This window comes from Pseudoflavitalea sp. G-6-1-2, from assembly GCF_012927185.1.
Classification (GTDB): domain Bacteria; phylum Bacteroidota; class Bacteroidia; order Chitinophagales; family Chitinophagaceae; genus Pseudobacter.
Genome location: NZ_JABBGB010000001.1, coordinates 1,662,928 through 1,674,389 on the forward strand (window position 1 = coordinate 1,662,928; position 11,462 = coordinate 1,674,389).

9 protein-coding genes are annotated in these 11,462 nt (G+C 46.2%); 7 read left to right on the forward strand and 2 right to left on the reverse strand.

Annotation, left to right across the window (positions count from 1 at the left end; genetic code table 11):
- Window positions 1–34: 34 nt before the first annotated feature.
- The 6 genes from HHL16_RS06920 (at window position 35) to HHL16_RS06945 (ending at window position 7,860) form a co-directional block, all read left to right on the forward strand.
- Window positions 35–1,621 carry a DUF1501 domain-containing protein gene (locus HHL16_RS06920; RefSeq protein WP_169424398.1) on the forward strand — a complete coding sequence of 529 codons (1,587 nt, stop codon included), beginning with the start codon at window positions 35–37 and terminating at the stop codon, window positions 1,619–1,621.
- 101 nt (window positions 1,622–1,722) lie between these two features.
- A complete protein-coding gene (locus HHL16_RS06925; protein WP_169424399.1) occupies window positions 1,723–2,367 on the forward strand; it encodes a response regulator transcription factor in 645 nt (214 codons plus the stop codon).
- Between the two features lie 90 nt (window positions 2,368–2,457).
- A complete protein-coding gene (locus HHL16_RS06930) occupies window positions 2,458–4,290 on the forward strand; it encodes a tetratricopeptide repeat-containing sensor histidine kinase (protein ID WP_169424400.1) in 1,833 nt (610 codons plus the stop codon).
- 77 nt (window positions 4,291–4,367) lie between these two features.
- On the forward strand, window positions 4,368–4,724 hold the full coding sequence (locus HHL16_RS06935) for a hypothetical protein (RefSeq protein WP_169424401.1): 357 nt from the start codon (window positions 4,368–4,370) through the stop codon (window positions 4,722–4,724).
- 102 nt (window positions 4,725–4,826) lie between these two features.
- Complete coding sequence (locus HHL16_RS06940) at window positions 4,827–7,265, forward strand: TonB-dependent receptor (protein ID WP_169424402.1); 2,439 nt, start codon at window positions 4,827–4,829, stop codon at window positions 7,263–7,265.
- A gap of 154 nt (window positions 7,266–7,419) precedes the next feature.
- A complete protein-coding gene (locus HHL16_RS06945; RefSeq protein ID WP_169424403.1) occupies window positions 7,420–7,860 on the forward strand; it encodes a DUF2721 domain-containing protein in 441 nt (146 codons plus the stop codon).
- 31 nt (window positions 7,861–7,891) lie between these two features.
- Here the strand turns inward: HHL16_RS06945 and HHL16_RS06950 are convergent, their stop codons facing one another.
- Together HHL16_RS06950 and HHL16_RS06955 are read right to left on the reverse strand one after the other, a co-directional pair.
- Complete coding sequence (locus HHL16_RS06950; protein ID WP_169424404.1) at window positions 7,892–8,344, reverse strand: DUF983 domain-containing protein; 453 nt, start codon at window positions 8,342–8,344, stop codon at window positions 7,892–7,894.
- Between the two features lie 42 nt (window positions 8,345–8,386).
- Window positions 8,387–10,171 (reverse strand): ABC transporter ATP-binding protein, encoded by a 1,785-nt coding sequence (locus HHL16_RS06955; protein WP_169424405.1) that lies wholly within the window; start codon window positions 10,169–10,171, stop codon window positions 8,387–8,389.
- Between the two features lie 520 nt (window positions 10,172–10,691).
- Here HHL16_RS06955 and HHL16_RS06960 point away from each other — a divergent pair.
- Window positions 10,692–11,459 (forward strand): sugar transferase, encoded by a 768-nt coding sequence (locus tag HHL16_RS06960; protein WP_240966051.1) that lies wholly within the window; start codon window positions 10,692–10,694, stop codon window positions 11,457–11,459.
- Window positions 11,460–11,462: the final 3 nt, after the last annotated feature.

Below are 11,462 nucleotides of genomic sequence, written 5' to 3' on the forward strand. Positions count from 1 at the left end.
TTCCATTGCGGATTACAGCCATAACCAGTTTTCTATGAAGCGCAGAGAATTCTTTTCCCAAACACTGCCCGCAGCCATTACACTGCCCGGCTTATTCAAGGGTTTTTCTGTTAAGGCATATACAAGCTCCTCACCATTAATCCAATCCCTGTTAGCCACTACAGAAACCGACAAAGTGCTGGTACTGATCCAGCTCAACGGAGGTAATGATGGCCTTAACATGGTGATCCCTGTAGAATACTATCAGGGATATGCAGCCGCAAGAAGCAATATCGCCATTCCGCAGAACAAAGTGCTGCCGTTGAATGGTGTTGTAAAAACCGGTCTGCATCCTGCAATGAAAGGCATGCAGACTTTGTACAACGAAGGAAAGCTCAGCATTGTTCAGGCTGTAGGTTATCCTTCTCCCAACTTCTCTCACTTCAGAGCAACCGATATCTGGATGAGCGGATCAGATTCCGAACAGGTATTGAATACCGGATGGACAGGCCGCTACCTTGCCAATGAGTATCCGAATTATCCTAACGGATATCCTAATACGCAGATGCCCGATCCTCCTGCCATTCAGATAGGCGCCGTTTCTGCGCTTGCTTTACAGGGGCCTACCATCAACATGGCGATGAATATCCTTAACCCTGCAAGCTTCTACGATTTTCTGGACAATGTGCCGGATGATGTGCCCGATACTCCATGGGGCAAAGAATTGAAATACATCCGTCTCATTGCCGGACAAACGGAAAGATATTCACTGGCTATCCGGGCAGCCGCAGCCAAAGTGCCCGCACAAGGCGCCTACCCCGGTGATAACGATCTTGCGCAGGAATTGAAAATAGTTGCACGCCTGGTGAAAGGTGGATTGAAAACCCGTGTGTACATGGTGAGCACCAGCGGCTTCGACACACATGGTGGACAGGTAGAAGAAAAAGACACTACTTCGGGTAACCATGCCGAACTGCTGGGACGCGTTTCAAATGCCATCAAAGCCTTTATGGACGATCTCAAAGGATTGGGTGTGGAAGACAGAGTGATTGGCATGACATTCTCCGAATTCGGCCGCCGCATAAAATCCAATTCAAGTCTCGGTACCGATCACGGCGCTGCGGCTCCGGTTTTTGTTTTCGGAAAAAATGTAAGGCCGGGCATCGTTGGTAACAATCCGTTTCTTCCTGCCAACGCTTCAGTAACAGATAATGTTCCCTTTCAATACGACTTCAGAAGCATTTATTCATCACTGCTCAGTCAATGGTTCTGTGTAAAGGATCTCGATCTGGAAACCATCATGCTGAAGAATTTCCAGAATATTCCGCTGGCCTACAACAATGCCTGTACAACCACAGGCATCGAAGATGTGATCAGAAATTCCGGCGAGCAACTGGTGATCAATTATCCGAATCCATTTACCGATTCAACCAAAATTACCTTTAAAACCAAGGGAGGACATACACTGTTGCAGGTATTGGACTCGCTGGGAAGGGTAGTGAAAGTGCTGGCCGATAAAGTATACGCGCCCGGCGCCTACACTGTGTCGTTCGAGAGCGTGGGCCTGCCCACAGGCGTTTTCTACGCCCGGTTGCAGAACGGAGCCAATCAGCAGGTGAGGTCGATGCTCAAAGTAAGATAGCATTGCGAACATATTAGCAGGAATAATCTTTAAGCCCTTTTCAGGGCTTTTTGCTTTCATATGGCAAATAGTTTTAAATTGCCCCATATTGTTTACATCCTATGGTGAAAGTTTTTATTACAGATGACCACGAATTATACCTTGAAGGTCTAACCCTATTACTCGCAAAACAAGATGGCATACAGGTTGTAGGTACTGCCATGAATGGTGGTCATTTGCTGAAACAATTGCCGGAACTGGATATCGACGTACTGCTGCTGGATGTTCATCTGCCCGATATCGAAGAAGAAGAGCTGCTGCAGCAGATCCGCGCACTTCGCCCAAATCTGAAAGTGCTTTACCTCACCCTCATGCGCGGCACACGATACATTCATAAACTGGTGAAGTATGATATTCAGGGCTACCTGCTCAAAAATGCCAGCATGGATGAGCTCAAACGCGCGCTTCAAGCCATTGCTACCGGCGATAAATACTTCAGCAAAGAGATCAATATCCTCGATACCGATCAGGATTTCCGCAATACCATCACCATCGAAGACAAGAAGGTAGAAGAGATCCTCTCCAAACGTGAAATTGAAATTCTCACCCTCATCTGCAAAGAATACAGCAATTCCGAGATCGCCGAAAAGCTGTTCCTCAGTGTTAGCACGGTAGAAACGCACCGGAAAAACCTGATTGCCAAACTCGGCGTAAACAACACGGTTGGGCTGGTGAAGTTCGCACTCAAGAACAGACTGATCGACTGAACAGAGACCCCGTTCATGTAATTTTAATTGCCACTCATGGTAAATGGGTAGTATATTCCTTATCTTTCCTGTAAGCAACTGTTCAATCATTTGAGACCCTGGCTGTTTATTCTGCTCCTTATTGTGGGCCTGCCCTCCCTGGCACAGGTAGATACTGCGTACCTGAAGTCGCTGTACGACAGATGTCTCGATTTCTCCGAAGACAGAAAAGATTCCATCCGATACTATGCCGGCTTTATCGAAGAATCAGCTACTCATCTTAAATTCAATAAGGGAGAAGTGCTGAGCAGTCGTCTTAAAGGCATCGTCGAAGAGATGAGCAGCAACTATGAAGCCGCCATCAACTATTATCTTCAGTCGCTGGAAGCCGCCCGCAAACTGAATATGGTCGAGTACGAGATATCTGCTCTAAGTGATCTGGCCATTCTCTATGCAAATATCAAAGAGCCGCAGCAGGCGAAGAATTTCTATCTGCAGGCAGCAAAGCTATCCTCTTTCAGAGGTGATGCCTACAATGTGGTAAGCACTTACAACAATCTCGCTGTGATCTATATGCAGCTTCGTCAGTACGACAGTGCCCGCATTCTGCTGAGCGAAGCGCTTCGCATCGGCAAGCCCTTCGAAAAACAAATCGATATCACCAGCACCTACAACAATCTCGGAAGTCTCAATTTCAAAGAGAAGAAGTATGATGAGGCGCTGCCCTATTTCAGAAGCAACCTGCAAATGCATACGGCCAGTAACAATGCCGGAGATCTATGGGTTGATCTGCTGAACCTGGCTGATCTCTTCACCGAAAAAAAGAATTTCGATTCTGCTGCTTATTATGCAGACAGAACCATGGAGCTGGCCCGCAAGCTCGATTCGCGGAGTAAAGAAGCAGACAGTTATGCCATGCTTGCCAAGCTGGCCGAATACAAAGAAGATTATTACTCGGCATACGATTACCTCAAGCAGTGGTATGCACTCGATACAGCCATCGTAAACGGAGATACACATCAGACCATTGCAGAGTTGCAGGAACGTTACAATGCCAAAGAACGCGAAGCTGCCAATAAACTGCTGAAAGAGCAGGTAGAAAAAGAAACGCTGAAAGCCAAGGGCATCACATTGCTGGCCATTGCGCTTGCTATTATTGGTATACTCATCGCCATTGCGTTTATGACCAAACGCAATGCCAACAGGCGTTTGCAGGCAACCAATCAGCTGATTCTGCAACAGAACGAAAAACTGGCCGAGCTCAATCACGAAAAGAATTCACTCATCAGCATTGTGTCGCACGATCTCAATACGCCATTCGCTACCATTCAGGTTTGGGGGCATCTGATGGCGCATGATGCAGACAGGCTTTCCGACGAACAACATCGTGCACTCGGCAAAATTATTCAGGCCAGCAATTACGGCGAAGGGCTGATCAGGCGAATACTCGATGTTGAGAAAAAAGATATCGGCTCTCATAAACTTCAGCTCGAAAACTTCGACCTCACCATTCTCACAGAAGATCTGGTTGATAATTTTCAGCCGATGGCCAAACAAAAGGAGATCAAAATGCATGTGGATCTTCCTGAAAAAGAACTCTACATTCTCAGCGATAAACATCTCGTAAGCCGCATCTGCGAAAATCTTTTTTCCAATGCCATCAAATACACTCCACGCGGAAAGAATGTATACGTTAGTGTGAACGATGAGCAGGATGCCATCAGCATCAAAGTGCGCGACGAAGGTGTGGGCATCGATAAAGAAGAAATGCCATACCTCTTCTCCAAATACAGCAAAATATCTTCGCAACCTACCGAAGGAGAAAATTCCAATGGCCTCGGCCTGTCCATCGTTAAGCGCATCGTAGAAGAGATCAATGGAAAGATCTCCTGCGAAAGCGAACCAGGGCAAGGCTCCCTCTTTACCGTGATTCTCAGAAAGTAAGCCGGTACCACTTTGCATTTCTGCTCCACCAATCAATAATTTTTAGGGATGAATGCTAAATGCTCTATATTTGCAACATGGTGGCAATTATTTCTGAAGGCAGGAAGCAATGGCTGAAGCGCGGCATCAGTGCTGTGCTGGTGTTGCTGTTTGCACTCAGCATTACGCCTAAGAAAGTATTGCACGACCTGCTGGTCGATCACCAGGATGATATCGCTTATCATCTCAAATCAGCTCCGCTGATCATCAAATCCGGTTTTCATTGTGATACCGAAAATCAGGTAGCTGAATCTCCCTTCACCACTACGGCAACAGTTATTCTGCCGCAACCTGCACTGATCACTTTCATAACACACAATGAAAAACCAGTTGTTGGTCTGCATGCCGTTTCTGCCTTCCACTATTCACTCCGCGGCCCACCCGCAACAGCGTAAGTATTCCCGAACCTGCATGCGCAGGCTATTTGCTGATTGATCCGGAACCTCCAGGATCTGATGATACTTATTTACTGATTGCGTATTTAAATCTGAACGAAGATGAAATTTGTTCTTCCGCTGTTTGTATTCATTACCGGCTTTGCCGTACAACCCCTGTCTGCCCAGAACTTCAGTGCTTCCAGTAATGTACCTGTTGTTAATAATGTAAGAGTTGCTTTCTCCGGAAAAATAACAGACGCTGCTACGGGCGAAGCATTATCCGGTGCATCTGTTTATCTCCCCGATCTCCGTACCGGCGCTACTACCAATGCGCAGGGTATTTATTCATTCAAAAATATTCCTGCAGGAAAACATCTGGTAGAAGTAAGCTTCACCGGTTATGCTCCTGTGATTGAAAATATAGAAGTGGGTGCGCTCACTCAAAAGGACTTTGCCCTTACACGATCTTATGTGGAGAATGAAGCTGTAACGGTAACCGGCGTATCTGCTGCCACGTCCGTGAGGCGCACACCCGTGCCGGTGAATATTGTGAAGAAAGAAGAATTGTTCCGCTCGGCTTCTACCAACCTCATCGATGCTTTGAGCCGCACACCGGGTGTGTCGCAGGTTTCAACGGGGCCGGCTATTTCAAAGCCAAGCATCCGTGGCCTTGGTTACAGCAGGGTAGTGGTAGTGAACGATGGCATCCGTCAGGAAGGCCAGCAATGGGGCGACGAACACGGCATCGAGATCGATGAGTACAATGTGAGCAAGGCCGAGATCCTGAAAGGTCCGGCTTCACTGATGTACGGAAGTGATGCGCTTGCAGGTGTAGTGAATATCATCTCCATTGTGCCCGTTGCTGAAGGAACCATCAAAGGAAATATTTTCAGTACTTACCAAACCAATAACCGCCAGCGAGGATTCCACGGCGATATCGGCGGCAATCAGAAAGGTTTCATCTGGGGCGCCTACGGATCATACAAAGCAGCGGCTGATTACAAGAACAAATACGACGGCTACGTTTTCAATTCGAAGTTCAACGATAAAGCATTCGGTGGTTATCTCGGTCTCAACAGGCAGTGGGGTTACACGCATGTGTACGCCAGCATGTACGATCAGCACCTTGGACTGATCGAAGGCGAACGCGATGCTGCTACCGGACGTTTTCTCAAACCTATAAACCACAATGGGGAAGCTGAAGAAGAAATAGCAGAGCACAAAGATTTCACTTCAACAGATCCTTTCGTTCCCCGTCAAAGGATCAGACACTTCAAAGTGGCTGCAGACAATAGTTTCAGACTGGGCGACGATCGCATTACATTTACACTTGGCTTCCAGCGCAATCAACGCGAAGAGTTTGGCAATGTGCTCGATCCGAAAGAAAAAGAATTGTACTTCGATCTCAAAACCATCAATTACAATCTGCAATACCATTTCGGAGAAAAGAATCACTGGAAAACCACCATCGGTGCAAACGGTATGCGTCAGGAGAATCAGAACAAAGGAGCCGAAGCGCTGATCCCGGAATACAATCTCTTCGATATCGGAGGATTCATTTACACACAGAAAGAGATCAATAAGCTCACACTGAGTGGGGGACTTCGCTTCGACCACCGCTCACTCAATTCGAAAGAGTTTGCAGAAGGCGATGAGATCAAATTCGAATCTTTCAAAAAAGACTTCAACAATATTTCCGGAAGCCTGGGTCTCAGCTACAGAGCCAGCAAGGATCTTACGCTGAAATTCAATGTGGCCCGTGGTTTCAGAGCGCCGAGCATGCCTGAGCTGGCGAGCAACGGAGCGCATGAAGGCACCAATCGTTACGAGTTCGGTACCCGTGATCTGAAATCAGAGACAAGTTTCCAGATCGACGGAGGGGTTGAGCTGGCAACGCCGCATGTATCGTTCGCGGCTAACCTCTTTTACAATTCCATTCAGAACTTCATCTACTATCGCAAACTGTCTTCTGTGAACGGAGGCGACTCCATGATCGTGAACGATGAAGGCGAATTCTTCGCGTTCAAATACGATCAGCATAACGCAGCGCTTTACGGAGCCGAGCTGAATATCGATATACACCCGCATCCGCTGGATTGGCTGCATTTCGAGAATACGTTCTCTTACGTACGCGGGCAACTCAGCGAGGTGCAGGACGGAAGCAAAAACCTTCCCTTCATCCCTGCCGCCAGACTGATCAACGAACTGAAAGTGGATCTCTTCTCCAAATCCAAAACCTTCAAACAGGTGTATGTGAAAGCGGAGCTGGACAATACTTTCACTCAAAGCAATCCATTTACAGGATACAATACCGAAACCAAAACGCCTGGTTACACGCTCGTAAATGCTGGCATCGGCGGAAGCGTACTGAACAAAAACAAAGTGCTGTTCAGCATCTTCTTCTCTGCCAACAATATCGGGGACGTAGCATGGCAAAGTCATCTCAGCCGTTTGAAATACACTGCTGAGAATGAGCTCACTCATCGAATGGGCGTATTCGGAATGGGAAGAAATTTCAGTGTGAAGCTGAATATCCCGCTGAGTTTCACCGCCAACTGATGAAACCGGCTACCCTCGCGGGTTCGCTACATACTAAAACCAAAAGAAATTCGTTCAGATAATGGTTACTTACTAACCCAACTTATATGATTGATAAAGCCCCGCTGAGAAGTGGGGCTTTATTTTTATTATATTGGTGTTGTAAATCAACAGAATGGAATTATCGATCACAACCCCTGCACTGCTTTTTCCCGCCATTTCACTGCTGATGCTGGCGTACACCAATCGTTTTCTTGGCCTTGCCAGTCTTATCAGAAATCTGCGGGAGCAATACAGAAAAGACCCTGCTGAAAAACATATCGTACATCAGATCAGGAATCTTCGTGTGAGGGTAAGATTGATACGTTCGATGCAGTTATTCGGAGTACTGAGTTTTCTGTTCTGCGTACTCTGCATGTTCTGCATATTCCGCGGATGGGCACATGCCGGATACATCATCTTTGCGCTGAGCATTGCTGCTTTCACAGTAAGTCTGGTGCTTTCGCTGATAGAGATATTTCTCTCCACCAAGGCACTCGAATTTGCTTTGAGCGATATGGAGGAAATTACCCGAACCAATTTCCTGTCGGAAATTCTGCGGGGGAAAGACGAATAGCCTTTTCCGTTATAACAGCTGCAAAATAAGATTAATGCTGATGTTGATGCGCGGTTGCATCCTGCTCAGTTTCTTTGTGTGCATCGGCGTAATCCGGATTGTATCTCACGAAGAAATACAGATAGATCACGCGGCTCAGGCGCATCAGCCATGGCTGCAGCACAATCAGCAGCACAATATTGCTTCCCATCCACCAGAAGAAGCGGGTGTCCTGTACGCTCATTCCGATCAATACATACCAGGCAACAAACGTAGCTACAGACAGGGCTACCGATAAGGCGTAGCTTACGTAGCCGGTTCCATACCAAAAACCTGGTTCCAGTTCAAAAGGTTGTCCGCATTCTGAACATTTTTCAGGCATATCGAATACCTTTTTCAAATTCCAGGGATTACCGGAGTTGTACATATTGCCACGACGGCAATGGGGGCATTTCATGGTGAGAATGCTCCAGAGAAGATTGGGTCTGGATGCTTTATTACTCATAATGCCACAAAGATACAAATAGTTTGTTACCTATATGTTTAATCAGGCCATCGCGGGCTTCTTTCTCTCTCCGATCTGCTGTCTCCACATGGCGTAATAAAGGCCTTTTTCTTCCAGTAAACTTTCGTGTGTGCCTGTTTCCACTACGTCTCCTTTTTCGAGCACATAGATTCTGTCGGCATGCATAATGGTGCTCAGACGGTGTGCAATAAGAATGGTGATCTGATTCTTTTTGGATGAAACGTCTTTGATGGTATTGGTGATGTCTTCTTCGGTTAAGCTATCCAGTGAGGAAGTGGCTTCATCGAAAATTAAGAGGTGAGGATTTCTCAGTAATGCGCGCGCAATGGAGAGCCGTTGTTTTTCTCCTCCGGATAATTTCAATCCGCCCTCACCGATCATGGTATCCAATCCTTTTTCTGCACGATCGAGCAATCTCGATACCGCTGCTTTTCTCATCGCTTCCAGCATTTCTTCTTCTGTTGCAGACGGATTTACGAACAACAAATTCTCGCGAATGGAGCCGGAAAACAATTGAGTATCCTGCGTAACAAATCCGATCTGATTCCTCAGATCGTCAAAGCTGATGCTGGTTTCATCGATTCCGTTGTAAAGGATTTTTCCTTGTTGCGGACGATACAGACCTACCAGTAATTTCATTAGTGTGGTCTTTCCTGAACCCGATGGACCAACAAAGGCGATGGTCTCTCCGGTCTTTGCGGTGAAGCTGATATTTTCTATCGCACGTGCCTGTGCTGTCTGGTGCTTGAAACCAACACTCTGAAATTCCAGCGTCTGAATATTGCCCAGATGTTTAGGTTGAAGAGGCGCCTGTTCGGGTTGCTTGGCCATCAGATCTCTGAAGTTGTTCAGCGACGCTTCTGCTTCGCGATAGCTCAATATGATGTTACCGATATCCTGCAATGGGCCGAAGATGAAGAAGGAGTAGATCTGCATGGTTACCAGCTGCCCCGCAGTGATTCCGTGATTGTGAAATACCAGCCACATCAGAATAAAAAGTATCACCTGACGAAGCGTATTTACAAAGGTTCCCTGAATGAAACTGATGCTTCTGATCCGCTTCACTTTCGTGAGCTCCAATCCTAAAATTTTATAAGTGTTTTTGTTCAGGCGGTCTACTTCCTGATTGGTCAATCCGAGGCTTTTCACCAGTTCGATGTTCCGAAGCGACTCTGTGGTGGAGCCTGCGAGGCTGGTTGTTTGGTTAACGATCTTCTTCTGAATTACCTTGATCTTCTTGCTCAGCATATTGGTTACTGTTGTAAGCAGAAAGATGCCAACGATGTAGGCTACAGGAACTATCCAGTGGATCTTGATGGCTGCATAAACCATCACTACCACAATACCCACAATTACTCCAAAGAGGATGTTGATGAAGTAATTGATGAATCTTTCAGTATCCGTTCTCACTTTGGTAAGAATGCTGAGCGTTTCGCCACTGCGCTGATCCTCGAATTCCTGATAGGGCAGCTTCATGGCATGCTGCAATCCGTCGGTAAACACTTTGGCGCCGAACTTCTGAATCACCACCTGAAGGAAATAGTCCTGCAGATTCTTTGCAATTCTGCTGATCATGGCGATGGTGATAGAGGCCAGCAGCAACCAGAGTACGCCATTGTAAGCCTGGGTGAAGAATCGTCCTTCTGTATAGGCGGAAGGGTTTCTGGTATAGTCGCTCGTAAGATTCACCAGTTGCCCGAAAATGATAGGGTCGAGCAATGCGAATCCTGAGTTGAAGGCGGCCAGTACAATAGTGAGCGCTACCAGCCATTTATATGGTTTGAGATAGGTAAAGAGAATCTTCATATTATATTATGTGGTTGGGGAGTTGAGGAGCAACTGGTTCCTCACTTCAATTTTTGTACAATTTTGCATGAAATGCCAAAATGGCGGCATGCGCGAAAAACTTTGTTTTAAAGATAACAAGTCTACCAGCTGCTTGTTTAGTTACTTTAACATAGTTTTGGCCCCATGCGAAAATCAGCTAGAATATAGACTGGAACTGCTTTTGGACTTCAGGTAATCAGAGATTGTCACGTCGTCCCGGATTGGGCACAATGATTGCAACGTCAATTGTCCGGGCTTAGGCTCCTGGTTATGAAATCGCCTTCAAAATAAAATGACTTAAAGCAACGTTTACATTCGGCCTGATGTCACAGTAACAAATGGTTCCGAAACTGGAATATGATATGGTAAAGTAAATTTTAAACCATTGACTTTCAATTTTTCGGTCAAATTTTGTTTACCTTGCAGGCTATTAAGGCGTAAGTAGGGATAAAATTTTCTGAATCGCCCCTATGAATTGGGGAAAAGCACTATTACGATGATGATAACGACTATTACGCCGGCTCAATCCTTTGAACAAAAAGCCGGATATGTCAAAACCAATCTTGTTTCCTTACGATCCTATGTGGTTGAAAAACGCAATTATCTGATATTTAAGCGGTTATTTGATATTGTACTTTCCCTTCTCATCATCGTTTTTGTCCTCAGCTGGCTCATTCCTGTTATCGCTATACTCATCAAATTAGATTCAAGGGGTCCTGTTTTCTTTGTTCAGCGCCGGGTCGGCCGATTTGGCCGAAGCTTCCGATGCCTGAAATTCCGTACCATGGTGGTTAATGAATATGCCAATACCCGCCAGGCCACTGAACATGATATGCGGATTACCAGATTGGGCAATTTCCTCCGTGTTTCCAATCTCGATGAGTTTCCTCAGTTCTTAAATGTATTGCTCGGGCATATGAGTGTGGTGGGACCAAGACCCCATATGCATGCCGACTGCAAAAAATTCTCTTCTCTTATCAGCCATTATAAGTTCAGAAATATGATGAGACCCGGAATTACCGGACTGGCTCAGGTTAAGGGATACAGAGGTCCTACCAGAAATTTCGAAAGTATTTTCCACCGTTACCAGTTCGATGCGTTCTATATCAGAAATGCCAATTTCTGGCTCGATATGCGCATTGTTCGTAAAACTGCTGCACAAACATTTCAGATCCTTTGGCTGAAAGCAACTGGTAAATCCAAACGTTCCGCTCTTCCTCCAAGCGCACAACCACAATGGAAAGGAAGCGTAAAGAATCTCAACTGATCA